Consider the following 16,025-nt stretch of genomic DNA (forward strand, 5'->3'; position numbering starts at 1 on the left):
ACCGCCTATTCTGAACACGTGACTGCCGAGGGTGACCGAACCGGGCTTCCGGACCAACCAACCGGCGGCGGACGTGTCGCTGCCTTCTTCGATCTCGACAAGACGGTGATCGCGAAGTCGAGCACTTTCGTGTTCAGCAAGCCCTTCTACGCACAGGGTCTGCTGAACCGCCGCGCGGTACTCGAGAGCAGCTATGCCCACTTCCTGTTCATGCTGTCCGGCGCCGACCACGATCAGATGGAGCGGATGCGCGCCCACTTGACCAATATGTGCGCGGGCTGGGACGTCGAACAGGTGAAATCCATTGTGGCCGAGACGTTGCACGAGCTGGTCGACCCGCTGATCTATGCCGAAGCCGCCGATTTGATCGCCGACCACAAGATCCGCGGCCACGACGTGGTGATCGTTTCGGCCTCGGGTGAGGAGATCGTCGGCCCGATCGCCGAGGTGCTCGGCGCCTCGCATACCGCGGCGACCCGAATGGTCGTCGCGGATGGTCTATATACCGGCGAGGTCGAGTTCTACTGCTATGGCGATGGCAAGGTCACCGCGATCGAAAAGCTGGCCGCCAGCGAGGGGTATGACCTTTCGCGGTGCTACGCATATTCCGACTCGGTGACCGATCTGCCGATGCTCGGCGCGGTCGGCCATCCGACAGCCGTGAACCCCGATCGCAACCTGCGGCGTGAGGCACTGGCACGGGGCTGGCCGACGCTGACGTTTTCCAACCCGGTTTCGCTGTGGGCCCGCTTCCAAACCCCCTCGTCGACCACCCTTGCCGCGACCGCGGTGGTCGGATTGAGCGCGGTGGTGGCCGGGGCGCTCAGCTACCGGTTGTTGCGCCGACGTCGCTGAGGCTCAACTGGTACGAAGATCCCAGACGCACCGGCTGTTGGAGAGCCAGCGGGCTACTTGCCGGAGCGTTTGCTGACATTCATTTCCAGCACGTCAGAACCGCGGATTGAACCATGAAACGCCGAAATTTGCGCCGGTTATCGAATGTTTTACCAGCCCTTGATGTGAGTGCCGTCACAGTGTAGAAAGGTACTTACGGAAGGCCGGAAGGCTAAGGCGGAACCGGAAGAGAAGGTTCAGTCTCCCGTCCATCCTTCCCAGCACGGACACCAGGCACCCACGCGGAGCGCGCCGCGAAAGGGCAGAAGCGTTGTGGGCCTGCGAAATTTGAGTTGCCGACGGCGAGAGCCTCGCACAGGTTGCGGGGATGAACCGGCGGAGTTCGAATTATCGCCGAGGCCGAAGAACACAACCCACCGAGCACGCTTGGTAACCGGGTATCCGTGCTCGCGGGCGGTGAGGTCGATCAACGACACGCCGCCCGCTTTAACGTGTATGTGCCTAACCAGACGCCGAGTCGGCGATCGATGTAGCCTCCCGAGCGCCGTCCTCGAAGGCTCCGCAGCACAGGATCACCCAGCTGCCAACGGCCTCCGCGGCACCCGTCCCGAACCCGGCCGCGGCATCCAGATACCCCTGCCGCCGCCGCAGCCAGAACACCTCGGGCACACCGAGGCTGTGCGGGTCGAGCCCACTGGACACGGCGACGAGTCGCGAGGCCGCTCGCGCGACAATGCCGTCGGCCGTCCCGAACGGCCGCAACGCCAACAATTCGCCATGCACAACGGCCGCGACGACCGGCGCCGGCACGCTGGACCCGTGTACCGCCTGCACCAGCATGTCGAGCCGTTCGGCAACGCCCGCTTCTGAGCGGGGCCGCCCGAGCAATGCCTCGTCGGTCACCAGATCGGCCGCGGCCAGCAGGTGCAGCCGAGCAAGTGCCTGAAGGGGGGCCCGCTGCCAGGTACCGACCAGGTTCCGCAGCGCGTCGCCGTCCAGCGCCTGTCCCACCCGCAACGACCCCGCCAGGATCGGATCGGCCACTCTGCCGTCCGCGGGCAGCTCGGTAGATCCGCCATCGATCGCCGCAGAGGATCGCGCCGCTCGCACCGCGGCCTCGGCGGCCGTGGTCGGCCAGCCGCGCCGGTTCGCCTTGTGCCGATGCACCTCGGCGAGCGCGTCGCGGGCCCGATCAGCGCTTTCGCGCACACCGGGCATATCGACGAGAGGCTGTAGCGGATCGGTCACGGGATACGAGGCTAGTTCATGACGATGGGGCTCACCCCGCCAGCAGTTCGCGTCCCGGGATCGCGTCCAGTAGGCGCCGGGTGTACTCCTCTCGCGGATTGTCGAAGACCTCGTCGGTGGTGGCCGCCTCGACGACCTTGCCGTTCTGCATGACGAGAACATCGTCGGCGATCTGCCGAACCACGGCCAGATCGTGCGTGATGAACAGGTACGAAAGCCCGAGTTCCGCTTGTAAATCGTTGAGCAGCCTAAGGATCTGGGCCTGCACGAGCACATCGAGCGCGGAGACGGCCTCGTCGCAGACCACCATTTCCGGGGACAGCGCCAGCGCGCGTGCCACGGCCACACGCTGGCGCTGACCACCGGACAGCTCATTCGGATAGCGGCGCATCACCGTGGCGGGCAGCGAAACCTTGTCCAGCAGTTCCCGCACCGTCGCTTCGCGTTCCTTGGTGGTGCCGATCCGGTGCGTGCGCAGCGGCTCCTCGATGGTGCGGTAGATCGAGTACATCGGATCCAGCGAACCGTAGGGATCTTGGAAAATCGGCTGCACTCGGCGGCGGAAAGCGAAGGCGCCCTTTCGGTCCAGCTTCGCCACCTCCTTGCCGTCGAAGCTCACCTTGCCTGCCGTGGGGTCCAGCAGGCCGAGAACCATCTGGGCGACAGTGGATTTGCCGGATCCGGATTCACCGACGATGGCTGTGGTTGTGCCGCGCTTCAGCCGGAACGAGACCTCGTCGACCGCGATGAAGTCCGTCGACTTCCACGGCGCACCGCCGCGGATCTTGAACGCCTTGGTCAGGTTTTCCACGACGACCATGTCATCGGAGACCGTCGCGAGCTCCGCCACGGACTCCTCGGCGACCTGAACCGCCTGCTTGCGTATCTCGACACGCTCGCGCACCGAGGACAGTCGCTGCGAGGCAAGTGAGGGCGCCGAGTTCACCAACCGCTTGGTGTACAGATGCTGCGGCTCGCGCAGAATCTGTAGCGCGGGACCGGATTCCACTACCCGACCGCGGTACATCACAACCAGATGCTCGGCCCGTTCGGCGGCGAGTCCCAGATCATGGGTGATCAGCAGGACCGCGGTGCCGAGCTCACTGGTGAGCCCGTCGAGATGGTCGAGGATCTGCCGCTGCACGGTCACATCCAGCGCCGAGGTCGGCTCGTCGGCGATCAACAGTTTGGGCCTGCACGCCAGTCCGATGGCGATGAGCGCTCGCTGGCGCATGCCGCCGGAGAATTCGTGCGGATACTGGTTGACCCGGCGTTGCGCGTCCGACATCCCCGCTTCCTCCAGCAGTTCGATCGCTCGCTTCTTGGCGGCCTTGCCCTTGGCTATTCCGTTGGCCTCCAACGTTTCCTTGATCTGGAATCCGACCTTCCACACCGGGTTGAGGTTCGACATCGGATCCTGCGGGACGAGACCGATGCCGGTGCCGCGCACGGCGATGACATCCTTCTTCGATGCCGTCGCGAGGTCCTTGCCGTCGAAAAGGATCGAGCCGGAAGTGACCTGCCCGGTACCGGGCAGCAGATCGATGATGCTGTGCGCGGTCGTGGACTTCCCCGAGCCGGATTCGCCGACGATGGCCACGGTCTGGCCCGGATACACCGATAGACTGACATCGCGGACGGCCGGAATCTTCTTGCCCTCGGAAGTGAAGCAGACGTTGAGATCTTCGATCTCGAGCAGTGGTCTATCGGACATCGCCATGGTCACCTCTTCCTCGCCTTCGGATCGAGCGCGTCGCGCACCGCGTCGCCGAGCAGGATGAAACTCAGCACGGTCAGCGCCAAAGCCGTTGCGGGATAGAACAGGATCGGCGATCCACCGCGTAGCTCGTGCTGATTGGTGTTGATGTCGGAGCCCCACGACACGATCGTCCGTGGCAGCCCGACACCGAGGTAGGACAGCGTCGCCTCGGTGACGATGAAAGCGCCGAGCCAGATGGTGGTGACCACGATCAGGGGACCCGCGGAGTTCGGCAGCACATGGCGAAGCAGTGTCCGAATTCTGGAGACGCCCAATGCTTTCGCCGCCGTGACGTACTCGCTGTTCTTGGCCTCGATGACCGCACTGCGCGCGATGCGCGCCGCCTGCGGCCAGGTGAACGCGGCCAGGATCAGGATGACGGTCCAGATGGTCCGTGAGTCGAGCAGCTGCATGATGACGATCGCGGCAAGCATCAGCGGGATCGCGTAAAAGATCTCCGCGATCCGCGACACCACCGAATCGAGCAGCCCGCCGTAGAAGCCCGCGAGCGCCCCGAGCGTGCCGCCGACGAACAGGAACACCGTCGTCGCGCCGAGCCCCGCCATCACCGAAGCCCGTGCGCCGTAGACGGTTCGGGTGTAGACGTCACAGCCTTGTTTGTCGAAGCCGAAGGGATGGCCCGACTCGCGCGGCCCCATGCTGAAGTCACCGTTGCAGTAGCGCGGGTCCTGATCGCTGAACAGTCCGGGCCAGAGCACGACAATGGTGATGAACAGGATCAGCAGCGCGGCGGCGATGAAAATCGGATTCCGACGCAGCTGCCGCCACGCGTCCTGCCAAATACTGGTCGGCGAACCGGAATCGTCGACCTGGTCGGTGGCGAGCACCTCCACCTCGTCGGGCGGCGCGACGAAGTGCTGCTGTCTGTCCGGTGTTGGTTTGTCGAGGTCAGGCATATCGGATCCTCGGGTCGAGCGTCGCGTAGAGCAGGTCGATGAGCAGATTCGAGATCAGGAAGATCACGATGAGGACCGTCACGAAGGAGACCACCGTCGGTGGTTCACCTCGGGTAATCGCTTGATAGAGCGTCCCTCCGACGCCCGGGATGTTGAAGATGCCCTCGGTGACGACCGCACCGCCGATCAAGGCGCCGAGATCGGCGCCGAGGAAGGTGATCACCGGGATCATCGAGTTGCGCAGGATATGCACAGTGATCACCCGTTGCCTGCTCAGTCCCTTGGCGGTCGCGGTCCGCACGTAGTCGGCGGACATGTTCTCCGCCACCGAATTTCGTGTCAGTCGAAGCACATAGGCGAACGACAGCGAGCCGAGCACGAAAGCGGGAACGAGCAGTTCGCCGACACTCGCCTGACCGGTGACGGTCACCGGTGCGATGCCCCATTTCACACCGAGCAAAAACTGGGCGAGGAAGCCGACCACGAAGATCGGCACCGCGATGATGAACAGGCTGATCACAAGCAGCGTCGAGTCGAACAGCTTGCCCTTGCGCAGGCCCGCGATCAGACCGAAGACAACACCGAAGACGCCCTCGATGAGGACCGCCATCAGCGACAACTTGATCGTGATCGGGAAGGCGCGCGCGAGCTCGTCGCGAACCGGCCTGCCGGAGAAGGCCGTTCCGAAGTCGAGCGTGAAAATGCCCTTCAGGTACAGCAGATATTGCATGAAAAACGGGCGGTCGAGGTGATAGCGGGCGCGAAGTTGGGCTTCCACGGCAGGCGTCATCGGCTTGTCGCCGGCCAGCGCGTGGATCGGATCGCCCGGAACTAGGAAGACCAGTGCGTAGATGAGCAGCGTCGCCCCGAGGAACACGGGGATCATCTGAAGCAGACGCCGCACGACATACCAGGCCATTTCGTCTCCTGGGTGAGCGGTGCGGCCGCGACGCCGGGTGGCGGCGCGGCCGTACCGAGCGGCTACTTTTCGATGTTCTCGAAGTCGAACAGGCCGTTCCAGGCCAGCTCGGCCTTCTTCACCTTGTCCGACCGGCCCGCGGCGGCGAGGTAGTCGATGACCGGAATGTCGGCCATGTCCTTGATCAGCAAGGCCTGGGCCTGTGCCACGATCTTGTAGGACTCCTCGAGCGTCGGAGCCGCGAGCGCCTCGTCCAGCAGTTTGTCGAACTCGGGGCTCTTGTAGTCGACGTTGTTGGTGTCGGAGTAGCTGTAGTACTGCGAGGTCAGGAACTGCAGCATGGTCGGGTAATCGCCCTGCCAGCCGTAGCGGAAGGCCTTACCGATTGTCTTGGCGTTCACCAGGTCCCGAATGTTCTTGAAGGTCGGGAACGGGGTGCCGACGGCGTCGATACCGAGGGTGTTCTTAACGCTGTTGGCAACGGCTTCGATCCAGGCCTGGTGGCCGCCGTCGGAGTTGTAGGCGATCTCGTATCGGCCCGACCATGGCGAGATGGCATCGGCCTGGGCCCATACCTTCTTGGCCTCTTCGGGGTTGTACTTCAGCACCTCGGAGCCGGGCAGGTTCCCGTTGAAGCCGGGCAGGGTGCTGGCGGTGAAGTCTAGCGCCGGAGTCTTGGTGCCGTTGAAGATCGTGTCGCAGATCTGCTGGCGGTTGATCGCCATCGAGATCGCCCTGCGGCGCAGCAGCCCCTCCGCACCGCCGAAGTGCGGGACGTTGGATTGGACACCGATGTGCTGGTTCTGGGCGGTCGGCGCGAGAATCGCGCGTTCACCGAGGTCCCTCTTGTAGGAGGTCAGCGCGCTGTCCGGGATGGTGTCGAGGGAGTCGAGATTACCTGCCTGCAGATCCGAGTAGGCCGTGTCGAAGGACTGGTACATCACGAACCGCAGGCCCTTGTTCTTGGGAGCGCGGCCGCCCTTGTAATCCGGGTTGGGCACCAGGTCGATCTTGACGTTGTGCTCCCAAGCGCCCGTGCGGGCAAACTTGTACGGGCCGTTGCCGATCGGGTTCTCACCGAAGGCCTTCATGTCCTTGAACGCCGCCTCGGGCAGCGGGTAGAACGGCGCGTAGCCGAGCTCGGTCTCGAAGTCGATGGACGGCTGCTTCAGCTCGACGGTGAACGTGCGATCGTCGACAACCTTCAGGCCCGACATCGTCTGTGCCGTCGGCTTTTCCGCCGAAACCTCGTCGAATCCGAGTATCGGGGTGAACACGTAGCTCTGCAGCTGCGCGTTGGTGCCGAGCGCGCCGTAGTTCCAGGCGTCGACGAACGATTTCGCCTGCACCGTGGTGCCGTCGGAGAACTTCCAGTCCGGCTTGATGGTGATCGTGTAGTTCTTGCGGTCGGTGGTCTTGATCGACTCCGCAAGCTCGTCGTGCGCCACGCCCTTGCCGTCATAATATTTCAGGCCGGCATAGAGTCGGTCGACGACGCGGCCGCCCATATTCTCGTTGGTATTGGTTGGCACCAACGGGTTCTGTGGCTCACCACCGTTGGTCGTGACGATGTCTGCATCGGCACTGTCGCTCGACGAACATGCGGACAGTCCGAGGCTTGTGGCCAGCAGTACTGCCGCGGTCAACGCTGTAGCTCTGTTGAATCTCAACGCGTTCTCCCGATTTCGAGACAGGCGAAGGGGGGTCGATGACGCACGCGTGAGCACTTCCCCAGCGCGCCTCAACTCTCGCCTTGGAATGCCTGGGACAGTAGCTACCCGGACGAGCGTTGTCATCGGATTGACCAAGGTTCGTTCCACTTGTTACCAATCCGGCAACATGGCCGAAACACGCAAAACTTGGCGCCGAAAACAGCCTTCCACCGGAACTATGCCGTTACTGGGGTATTCCGGTGTTCTAAGAGGTTGCAGAAGACGATAACTAGCGCATGGCCGGTTTGTCAGGCGATCGGGACGGATACGTGCCGAGTCGGCGGGATCGAAACCCGGTGAACACACCGGGCACGGCTCGAGTCACAGTTGATTACTGTCGAACTTGCCCGCGCTCGTGAAAGAAGAGACGAGATGACCGATACCACCGGCGACCACCGGGACTCGTACCCGCCGACCCCGGAATTCGCCGCGGCGGCCAACGCCGACGCCTCTTTGTATCAGCGGGCCGATGCGGATCGCGACACGTTCTGGGCCGAGCAAGCCGGGCGCTTGCACTGGGATCAGCCCTGGACACAGGTCCTCGATTGGAGCGACGCGCCAGTCGCGAAATGGTTCGTCGACGGCAAGCTGAATGTCGCGTACAACTGCGTGGACCGGCACGTGATCGACGGCCACGGCGATCAGGTCGCGATCCACTGGGAGGGCGAACCGGGCGACTCGAAGGACATCACCTACAGCGAGCTGCTCGCCGAAGTATCCAGGGCGGCAAACTATCTCACCGAACTCGGCCTCGAGGCGGGCGACCGCGTCGCCATCTACATGCCGATGGTGCCCGAGGCCATCGTCTCGATGCTGGCCTGTGCCCGCCTGGGCCTGACCCACTCGGTCGTGTTCGCGGGCTTCTCCCCCACCGCGCTGCGGCAGCGTGTCGACGACGCGAGAGCGCGCCTGATCATCACCACCGACGGGCAGTGGCGGCGCGGCAAGTCTGCCCCACTCAAGGAGGCGGTCGACGAGGCGCTGTATGCCAGGGGGGATGTTCCGCACAGCGTCGAGCACGTACTTGTGGTGCGCCGCACCAACATCGAGGTGCCGTGGACCGACGGGCGCGACGTGTGGTGGCACGAGACCGTCGCGCAGGCCGCTCCCGAACACCAGGCGCGAGGCTTCGACGCCGAGCACCCGCTGTTCATCCTCTACACCTCCGGCACCACCGGAAAACCCAAGGGAATCCTGCACACCACCGGCGGCTACCTGACCCAGGCGTCCTATACCCACCACAACGTCTTCGACCACAAGGCCGGTCACGACGTCTACTGGTGCACCGCCGATATCGGCTGGGTCACCGGGCATACCTACATCGTCTACGGCCCGCTGTCGAACAGGGCGACGCAGGTCGTCTACGAGGGCACGCCGAACTTCCCGGACGAACACCGGCACTGGCAGATCGTTGAAAAGTACGGTGTATCAATCTATTACACCGCGCCGACGCTGGTGCGCACCTTTATGAAGTGGGGCCGGGAGATCCCTGCCGCGCACGATCTTTCCAGCATCCGGCTGCTCGGCTCGGTGGGCGAGCCCATCAACCCTGAGGCCTGGCGCTGGTACCGCGAGGTGATCGGTGCGGGCACCGCGCCCATCGTGGACACCTGGTGGCAGACCGAGACCGGCGCCATCATGATCTCCCCGCTACCCGGCGTGACCGCCACCAAACCCGGCGCCGCGATGCGGGCACTGCCCGGCATCTCCTCGGCGGTCGTCGACGAGGTAGGCAAGCCCGTCGAACTCGGCGAGACCGAGGCCAACGGCTACCTGGTGCTCGACCAGCCATGGCCGTCGATGCTGCGCGGCATCTGGGGCGATATGGAGCGGTACCGGGCGACCTACTGGGAGCGCTACGCCGAGCAGGGCTGGTACTTCGCCGGTGACGGCGCCAAGCTCGATGCCGACGGTGACCTGTGGGTGCTCGGCAGGGTCGACGACGTGATGAATGTGTCCGGCCACCGGATCTCCACCGCCGAGGTGGAGTCCGCGCTGGTCGGACACTCCGGTGTCGCCGAGGCCGCTGTCGTCGGCGCAAGCGACGAGACCACCGGCCAGGGCATCGTCGCGTTCGTCATCCTGACCGCGGAGGCCGAGGACACCGGTGCCGCGCTCGTCGCCGAACTCGGGGCCGAGGTATCCCGCGAGATCAGCCCCATCGCGCGGCCGAGGGAGATCCACGTCGTGCCCGAGCTGCCCAAGACCCGCAGCGGCAAGATCATGCGCAGGCTGTTGCGCGACGTCGCCGAGGGCAGGGAACTCGGCGACACCTCGACACTGGTCGATCCGAACGTTTTCGAGGCGATTCGGGCCGGCCGCGCCTGAGCAGTTCCGGGCAAACCCGCACATGATAGGGCCGGTGGCGATATTCGTCACCGGCCCTATCCGTTAGGATTGCGTAAGGTGTGCCGGGAAGTCTGGTCGGCATGCGGTCGGGTACCCGAAAGCCGATTCGGCGGGATTGCGCGTCCGCAGCTTTGACCACCCTGGCGGAAGGTTTCCCGTGATCAGCCAAGTGCGCTCGGAATTGACGCGCTATCTACGCACCGAAACCGTCGGTGGCGCAATCCTTCTCATCGCGGCCGCTACCGCGTTGCTATGGGTGAACTCGCCGTGGGGCGACAGCTACTTCACGATGACCGAGACAGTGCTGCCGATCGCGCCGCTGCACTTGGATCTGACACTGGCCGACTGGACCAAGGACGGCCTGCTCGCCATCTTCTTCTTCGTCGCGGGACTCGAGCTCAAACGCGAGCTCGTCGTCGGTGAGCTCGCCGATCCCAAGCGCGCGGCGCTGCCGATCATCGCGGCGCTCGGCGGCGTCGCCACCCCCGCGCTGATCGCGTTCGTAGTCGGATTCGGTACGGACGGAATGGATCGCGGCTGGGCCATTCCGGTGGCCACCGATATCGCCTTCGCGCTCGCTGTGCTCGCCATGACCGGTTCCCGCATTCCGGCCAGCGCGCGGGTGTTCCTGCTCAGCCTGGCGGTGGTCGACGATCTGGTCGCTATCGTGCTGATCGCGGTGCTGTTCACCAGCGCGGTGTCGTTGCTATGGCTGCTTGCCGCCGCGGCGTGCTTCGGCGGCTGGGCGCTGGCGCAGCACAGACGGATCAGTTCGCCGGTCATCTATGTGCCGCTGGCGCTGATCGCCTGGTATGCGCTGCACGAGGCGGGAATCCATCCGACCCTCGCCGGTGTCGGGCTCGGTCTGCTGACCCGCGTGCGACCCGACGAGAGGGAAGACCAGGCACCCGCCACCCGGCTCGAGCACCTGATCCAGCCGATCTCGGCCGGGCTGTGCGTGCCGCTGTTCGCGCTGTTCGCCTCCGGAGTTCCGTTGGACGGCAAGGTCTTCGGGCAATTGTTCACCGACAGACTGTCTCTTGCCATCATTCTCGGTCTGCTCCTGGGCAAGACCATCGGCATCTTCGGGATCAGCTGGCTGGCAATTCGGTTGGGCATCGCCGAGCGCCCCGCCGATCTCGGCCACCGCGACATGTTCGCCCTGTCGGTGCTCGGCGCGATCGGCTTCACCGTTAGCCTTCTAGTGGCAGAACTCGCACTCGCCGATGTCGGAGACGGCTCCGCCGTCGAATTGGCGAAGGCAGCGGTGTTGGTGACATCAATGGCGGCGTCACTCATCGGTTCGGCGCTACTGTTGCGGCGTGGGCGTGTCCACCGAGCACGTCATGAAGCACGTGCGCTACAACCAGAAGAGTGAGGCCGAGGCAGTGCCTGGACAGGGAGAAGGGTCGACCAAGTGAGTTTCACAAACGGCGGTAACGGAAACGACGCAAGGCGCGACCGCACGGTCACCTCGATTCCGCTCACCGACGCCCACCCGAATGGATCGGCCAGCATCGGCGGACTGGTCCGCGACGCGACCGAGCAGATGTCGACGCTGGTGCGCGCCGAGGTGGAGCTGGCCAAGGCGGAGGTGACCGGTGAGATCAAGAAGGGGCTGCAGGGCAGCGTCTACTTCATCCTCGCGCTCACCGTGCTGCTGTTCAGCACCTTCTTCTTTTTCTTCTTCCTCGGCGAGCTACTCGATGTCTGGCTGGTGCGGTGGGCGGCGTTCCTGATCGTGTTCCTGCTGATGATCGTCGCGACCGCGGCACTGGCCGGACTCGGCTATCTGCGGGTGAAAAAACTGCGCGCGCCGGAAAAGACGATCGATTCGCTGAAGCAGGCCCGCACGGTGCTGCCGAGCGGATTCGGCGCGGGCGCGCACGAGAACCAGCTCGCACTCGACAAGCCGCGTACTTAAGCGGTGGCCTCGCCCCTACCGCACGTCGGCCACTAGGCTCGACCGGCGTGTCGTCGAACCCAATTCCGGATCCGTCCAGCGTCCGTTTCGACGGACCATGGACGCATCGGGACGTTCATGCCAACGGCATTCGATTCCATGTCGTCGAGGCCACTCCCGACCGTGCCGACGCACCGCTGGTCGTGCTGCTGCACGGCTTCGCGGATTTCTGGTGGTCATGGCGCCATCAGCTGACCGGCCTCACCGAACTCGGCTACCGGGCCGTGGCGGTGGACCTGCGCGGCTACGGCGACAGCGACAAGCCACCGCGCGGCTACGACGGCTGGACGCTGGCCGGTGATGTCGCGGGTCTCATCCGTGCGCTCGGCTACACCGATGCCACCCTCGTCGGCCATGCCGAGGGCGGGCTGGTGTGCTGGACCACAGCGGTGCTGCACCCGCGACTGGTGCGTTCTATCGCACTGGTGAGTTCGCCGCATCCGGCCGCGCTCAAGAGCGCGGTATTGCACGATGGCCGCCAGCGCAAAGCGTGGCTGCCGAGTTTCCTGCGCTACCAGCTGCCCAGGTATCCCGAGGGTCTGCTGACCGCAAAGGACGGCTTCGAAGTCGAGCGGCTGCTGCGCCAGCGGGTCAGCGGAACATGGTCGGGCACCGTCGAATTCATCGACACCGCCAGGCGGATGCGCTCGGCCATCCAGATCCCCGGTGCCGCGCACTGTGCGCTGGAGTACCAGCGCTGGGCCTTCCGCAGTCAATGGCGTCCCGACGGCCGCCGCTTCATGGCCACCATGCGCGAGCCGGTCGACATCCCGGTGCTGGCTCTTCGAGGCGAACTGGACAACTACCTGCTGCGCGGCACTGTTCAACGCGGTCAGCAGTGGTCACCGCGGCGCCGGCTGGCAACCATCCCCAATGCCGGGCACTTCGCCCATCAGGAAAACCCTGACGCCGTGACCGCGGAGCTGGCAAAGCTGCTCGGCTGACTTCGGCCGGACACCGGGGCGGGCACGCCGCCCCGGTGTCCGGCTAACTCAATACACAGGCCCCGGTACCGACAGCTGTGTTCTCCGCCGGTGCCATGTCCAACTGCGCACGGACCTCGGCCAGGGTGAGGACATAGCCGGTGTCGTCGTCGGTGACGGCGGCGCCGAATACGACGCCGAGCACCTGGCCGTCGGTATCCACCAGCGGCCCACCGGAGTTGCCCGCCCTGACCTGGCCGCGGACGGTGTAGACCTCACGTTCCACCGTGCCGTTGCGGTAGATGGTCGGTCCGGTCAGATCCAAGGTCTCGCGGACCCTGGCCGCGCTTGCCGTGTACGGCCCGCCACCCGGGTAGCCGAGCACGATGGCACTGTCGCCGGAGCGCGCGGGCGCGGGGGCCTGCACCACCACCGGCGAGGTGAGGTTGGGCACCGCCAGCACCGCGACGTCCTTGGACGGGTCGAACAGCACGACGGTCGCGTCCAGCGGACCACGAGCGGTGTCCACCTGGACACTCGTGGTGCCCGCGACAACGTGCGCGTTCGTCATCACCCGTTCCGGGGCGATCACGAAGCCGGAACCCTCCAGCGCGCGTTGGCAACTCGGCGCGACACCGCGGATACGCAGCACGCTCTGCTGCAGCGAGGCCGCGACGGGGCTGGCGAGCACACTCGGATCGGGCGGTTCGACGGCCGCGATCGGCGCGCGACCGAACGGTCCGATGACGTCCGGCAGCCCGGAGGTGTTCAGCAGCCTGGAGAATTCGTTCGGCAGCCTGCGCAGCCAGTTCGGCGCGACCTCGTTGACGTCGGCGAGCACCCTGGATCCGTTGATCGCGGTGGCGATCGCGGGTTGTGACGAGGAGGCGAGCGGCAGCGCCAGCAGCCAGGCGGTGACCAGCACGGCCACCGCCTGCAGCACCGCACCGACCGCGCTGTCCACGCTGCGGGTCAGCGAATGCCGCATGCCACCGCGCGCGGCCCTGCCGAGCACCATCCCCGCGACCTCACCGACGATCACGAGCACCACGATCAGCAGCACGCCGGTGAGCACCCTGGTGCGGCCCTCGTCGACGTGGACCAGGATGTGCGGCGCGATCAGAATGCCCGCGACCGCACCGAGCACGACGCCGAGGAAGGCGAGCGCGGACGCGACGGCCCCCGATCGCCAGCCCGACGATGCGCACAGCAATGCGAGCAGCACGACGGCGATGTCGAGCCAGGCCGATGAACTCATAAAGTCATCCCCACAGCAGCCAGCGAAGTTTCGAGGTCACGTACGTCGTTTCGATCCCAATCCCGCTCCCAGTCAGCGGCTTTGAACAGCCCTGCGAGGATACCGCCGGTCAGCCCCCACACCAGCATCCCGTCCACCTGGAACGCGGGACTCTGAAAGCCGAGGCTGCCGCGGACCAGAAAGCGGTTCGCCGGATCGAGCAGCTCGGCGAGCGGCACCCGAACCACCCGCTCGGTCTCGCCCTCGTTCACCACACCGACCGCGTGCGGCGTGCGCCAATAGGCGACGACGGGGGTCACGTCGAAGCGGGACGGCGGCACGAACAGCTTCGGTAGCACGGCAAGCGGTTCCACACCCTCGCGCTCCAGCCCGGTCTCCTCGCACGCCTCGCGCAGCGCGGTGTCGATCGGTCCGGTATCCCCGGCGTCGACCTCGCCGCCCGGGAAAGCGACCTGGCCGCGATGCTGACGCATGGTGGACGCGCGCTGGGTGAGCAGCACATCCGCATCGGCGGGCAAGCCGCCCGGTGCGTCCGGATCCGGGTCGGGCGAACCGCTGAACAACACCAGCACGGCAGCCTGTCGAGGTGCGCTCGTGATGGTCATCGCCCGGCGCAGTGCCCGGTCCAGCGACAGCGTGTCGGTGCCGTCGGTGCCCTCGGTGCCCGGCTCGGCCGCCTTGCGTAGCCATGAGGGGATGTTCTCCGGCATCGGAGCTGTCATGCCGCGACTCCCAGTTCACTCGCGACGGTGTCGGCGATGTCGTCGACGCCATCGAACGGACGCACGATCACCTTCGCGACGGATCCGTCCGCGCGCAACAGCACCGATATCGGCAGCACGGCCGGCGCACCGACGGCGTTGCGCACCCGGGTGTCCGCGTCCAACACGCCGGGCAGTGTCACTTTCAAACCTGTCAGCAGCGCAAGCCCCTTGGCCTCATCCGGATCGCTGTGCACGGTCAGCACGGTAATCGCGTTCCCCGCTCGGTGCGCGTACTCCTGTAGATACGGCAACTCCGCAGCGCACGGCCTGCACCAATACGCCCACAGATTCAGCAGCGCGGGCTTGCCTGCCAACGCGGCGGCCAGGTCGACGGATTTGCCGTCGGCAAGGCAGCTCAGCGTGATCCCCGCGAGCGGGCCGCGCCCGACCGCGTCCGCCGCGGGCAGTGGACACGACCTCAGGCCTGCCTCGGCGCGCGACTGTTCGGATACCAATGCACTCTGGTGCGCCTGATCGCCACCGACTGCCGTTCGGTCATCGCCGTCGCCGCGCGGCCACAGTGCCACCCCGAGTGCAACCACCGTGATCAAACCGGCCAACGCCAAGCGCACCCAGAGAGGTACCCGCGTCACCGTCCCACCAGCTCGAGCAAGTGCTCCGCCTCCGGACCTTTCACGAGCTTCGCCGCGGTTTCCGGATCGGTCGGCCCGACGCCGAACGACGGGCAATCCTTCGCGAGCACGCACACACCGCAGGCCGGTTTACGGGCATGGCACACCCTGCGCCCGTGGAATATCACCCGATGCGACAGCATCGTCCAGTCCTTGCGCTCGATCAGCGCGCCGACGATGTGTTCGACCTTCACCGGATCTTCCTCATCGGTCCAGCCCCAGCGCCGCACCAAGCGGCCGAAGTGGGTGTCGACCGTGATTCCCGGCACGTCGAAGGCGTTGCCGAGAATGACGTTCGCCGTCTTGCGACCGATGCCCGGCAACTTCACGAGTTCGTCGAGAGTGTGAGGTAGTTCACCGTCATACCGTTCGACGAGCACCTGCCCGAGGCCGATGAGCGAGCTCGTCTTGTTGCGGAAGAATCCGGTCGGCCGGATGTATTCCTCCAGCTCTGCGCGGTTTGCCTCGGCATACGAGCGCGCGTCCGGGTAGGCGGCGAACAGCGCGGGTGTGGTGAGGTTCACCCGCACATCGGTGCACTGCGCGGAAAGTATTGTGGCGACGGCCAATTCGAGTGGCGTAGTGAAATCCAGCTCACAATGCGCGTCGGGGAAGGCGACTATCAGCGTCCGGTACATCCGGCGTGCCCTACGCACCAGACCCAACTGCGTTTCCGCCTGTCGGGCCCGGTTTTTCCGATTCGGGACTGCGGCAGTCACGGGTTGC

At 65.5% G+C, this 16,025-nt stretch carries 14 protein-coding genes; 5 read left to right on the plus strand and 9 right to left on the minus strand.

Features of this window, described 5'->3' with window-relative positions; translation table 11 throughout:
• Positions 1 to 18: 18 nt before the first annotated feature.
• Complete coding sequence (locus tag ACLMAJ_RS14415) at positions 19 to 855, plus strand: HAD-IB family hydrolase (RefSeq protein WP_412014166.1); 837 nt, start codon at positions 19 to 21, stop codon at positions 853 to 855.
• 501 nt (positions 856 to 1,356) lie between these two features.
• Here the strand turns inward: ACLMAJ_RS14415 and ACLMAJ_RS14420 are convergent.
• The 5 genes from ACLMAJ_RS14420 to ACLMAJ_RS14440 all read right to left on the minus strand — a co-directional run bounded on the left by ACLMAJ_RS14420 (position 1,357) and on the right by ACLMAJ_RS14440 (position 7,368).
• Entirely contained in the window at positions 1,357 to 2,103 is a 747-nt protein-coding gene (locus ACLMAJ_RS14420; RefSeq protein WP_412014168.1) for an oxidoreductase, read from the minus strand.
• A gap of 31 nt (positions 2,104 to 2,134) precedes the next feature.
• Positions 2,135 to 3,817, minus strand: a complete 1,683-nt coding sequence (locus ACLMAJ_RS14425; protein ID WP_412014169.1) for a dipeptide ABC transporter ATP-binding protein — start codon at positions 3,815 to 3,817, stop codon at positions 2,135 to 2,137.
• An 8-nt stretch (positions 3,818 to 3,825) separates the two neighbouring features.
• Complete coding sequence (locus tag ACLMAJ_RS14430; RefSeq protein WP_412014170.1) at positions 3,826 to 4,779, minus strand: ABC transporter permease; 954 nt, start codon at positions 4,777 to 4,779, stop codon at positions 3,826 to 3,828.
• The gene (locus ACLMAJ_RS14435; protein WP_412014171.1) at positions 4,772 to 5,698 is read right to left on the minus strand and encodes an ABC transporter permease; all 927 of its coding nucleotides are present in this window, start codon (positions 5,696 to 5,698) and stop codon (positions 4,772 to 4,774) included. Before ACLMAJ_RS14435 ends, ACLMAJ_RS14430 begins: the two co-directional genes overlap by 8 nt.
• A 62-nt stretch (positions 5,699 to 5,760) precedes the next feature.
• On the minus strand, positions 5,761 to 7,368 hold the full coding sequence (locus ACLMAJ_RS14440) for a peptide ABC transporter substrate-binding protein (protein ID WP_412014172.1): 1,608 nt from the start codon (positions 7,366 to 7,368) through the stop codon (positions 5,761 to 5,763).
• A gap of 414 nt (positions 7,369 to 7,782) precedes the next feature.
• Here ACLMAJ_RS14440 and acs point away from each other — a divergent pair, with 414 nt between their 5' ends.
• From acs to ACLMAJ_RS14460, 4 genes are all read left to right on the plus strand, one after another.
• Positions 7,783 to 9,738 (plus strand): acetate--CoA ligase, encoded by a 1,956-nt coding sequence (gene acs, locus ACLMAJ_RS14445; RefSeq protein WP_412014173.1) that lies wholly within the window; start codon positions 7,783 to 7,785, stop codon positions 9,736 to 9,738.
• A gap of 178 nt (positions 9,739 to 9,916) precedes the next feature.
• The gene (gene nhaA / locus ACLMAJ_RS14450; protein WP_412014174.1) at positions 9,917 to 11,137 is read left to right on the plus strand and encodes a Na+/H+ antiporter NhaA; all 1,221 of its coding nucleotides are present in this window, start codon (positions 9,917 to 9,919) and stop codon (positions 11,135 to 11,137) included.
• 39 nt (positions 11,138 to 11,176) lie between these two features.
• Complete coding sequence (locus ACLMAJ_RS14455) at positions 11,177 to 11,683, plus strand: phage holin family protein (RefSeq protein WP_412014175.1); 507 nt, start codon at positions 11,177 to 11,179, stop codon at positions 11,681 to 11,683.
• A gap of 47 nt (positions 11,684 to 11,730) precedes the next feature.
• Entirely contained in the window at positions 11,731 to 12,666 is a 936-nt protein-coding gene (locus ACLMAJ_RS14460) for an alpha/beta fold hydrolase (protein WP_412014176.1), read from the plus strand.
• A 43-nt stretch (positions 12,667 to 12,709) separates the two neighbouring features.
• On the opposite strand, the gene ACLMAJ_RS14465 is transcribed toward ACLMAJ_RS14460, so the two are convergent.
• Genes ACLMAJ_RS14465 through nth form a run of 4 tightly spaced genes read right to left on the minus strand, consistent with a single transcriptional unit; the run spans position 12,710 to position 16,018 of the window.
• Entirely contained in the window at positions 12,710 to 13,903 is a 1,194-nt protein-coding gene (locus tag ACLMAJ_RS14465; RefSeq protein ID WP_412014177.1) for a MarP family serine protease, read from the minus strand.
• Positions 13,900 to 14,625: an NUDIX hydrolase gene (locus tag ACLMAJ_RS14470; RefSeq protein WP_412014178.1), complete on the minus strand. Its 726-nt coding sequence runs from the start codon at positions 14,623 to 14,625 to the stop codon at positions 13,900 to 13,902. The genes ACLMAJ_RS14465 and ACLMAJ_RS14470 overlap by 4 nt, the downstream gene beginning before the upstream one ends.
• The gene (locus ACLMAJ_RS14475) at positions 14,622 to 15,260 is read right to left on the minus strand and encodes a TlpA family protein disulfide reductase (protein ID WP_412014179.1); all 639 of its coding nucleotides are present in this window, start codon (positions 15,258 to 15,260) and stop codon (positions 14,622 to 14,624) included. The genes ACLMAJ_RS14470 and ACLMAJ_RS14475 overlap by 4 nt, the downstream gene beginning before the upstream one ends.
• Entirely contained in the window at positions 15,257 to 16,018 is a 762-nt protein-coding gene (gene nth, locus ACLMAJ_RS14480) for an endonuclease III (RefSeq protein WP_412014180.1), read from the minus strand. The genes ACLMAJ_RS14475 and nth overlap by 4 nt, the downstream gene beginning before the upstream one ends.
• Between the last annotated feature and the right edge of the window lie 7 nt (positions 16,019 to 16,025).

It is taken from the genome of Nocardia arseniciresistens, assembly GCF_046764875.1.
Taxonomy (GTDB): domain Bacteria; phylum Actinomycetota; class Actinomycetes; order Mycobacteriales; family Mycobacteriaceae; genus Nocardia; species Nocardia arseniciresistens.

What these genes read in the sequence shown, in the direction of transcription:
- ACLMAJ_RS14465 (WP_412014177.1), bottom strand. Translation starts at nt 13,903, where the DNA reads ATGAGTTCATCGGCCTGGCTCGACATCGCCGTCGTGCTGCTCGCATTG.
- ACLMAJ_RS14435 (WP_412014171.1), bottom strand. Translation starts at nt 5,698, where the DNA reads ATGGCCTGGTATGTCGTGCGGCGTCTGCTTCAGATGATCCCCGTGTTC.
- acs (WP_412014173.1), top strand. Translation starts at nt 7,783, where the DNA reads ATGACCGATACCACCGGCGACCACCGGGACTCGTACCCGCCGACCCCG.
- ACLMAJ_RS14430 (WP_412014170.1), bottom strand. Translation starts at nt 4,779, where the DNA reads ATGCCTGACCTCGACAAACCAACACCGGACAGACAGCAGCACTTCGTC.
- ACLMAJ_RS14425 (WP_412014169.1), bottom strand. Translation starts at nt 3,817, where the DNA reads ATGTCCGATAGACCACTGCTCGAGATCGAAGATCTCAACGTCTGCTTC.
- ACLMAJ_RS14470 (WP_412014178.1), bottom strand. Translation starts at nt 14,625, where the DNA reads ATGACAGCTCCGATGCCGGAGAACATCCCCTCATGGCTACGCAAGGCG.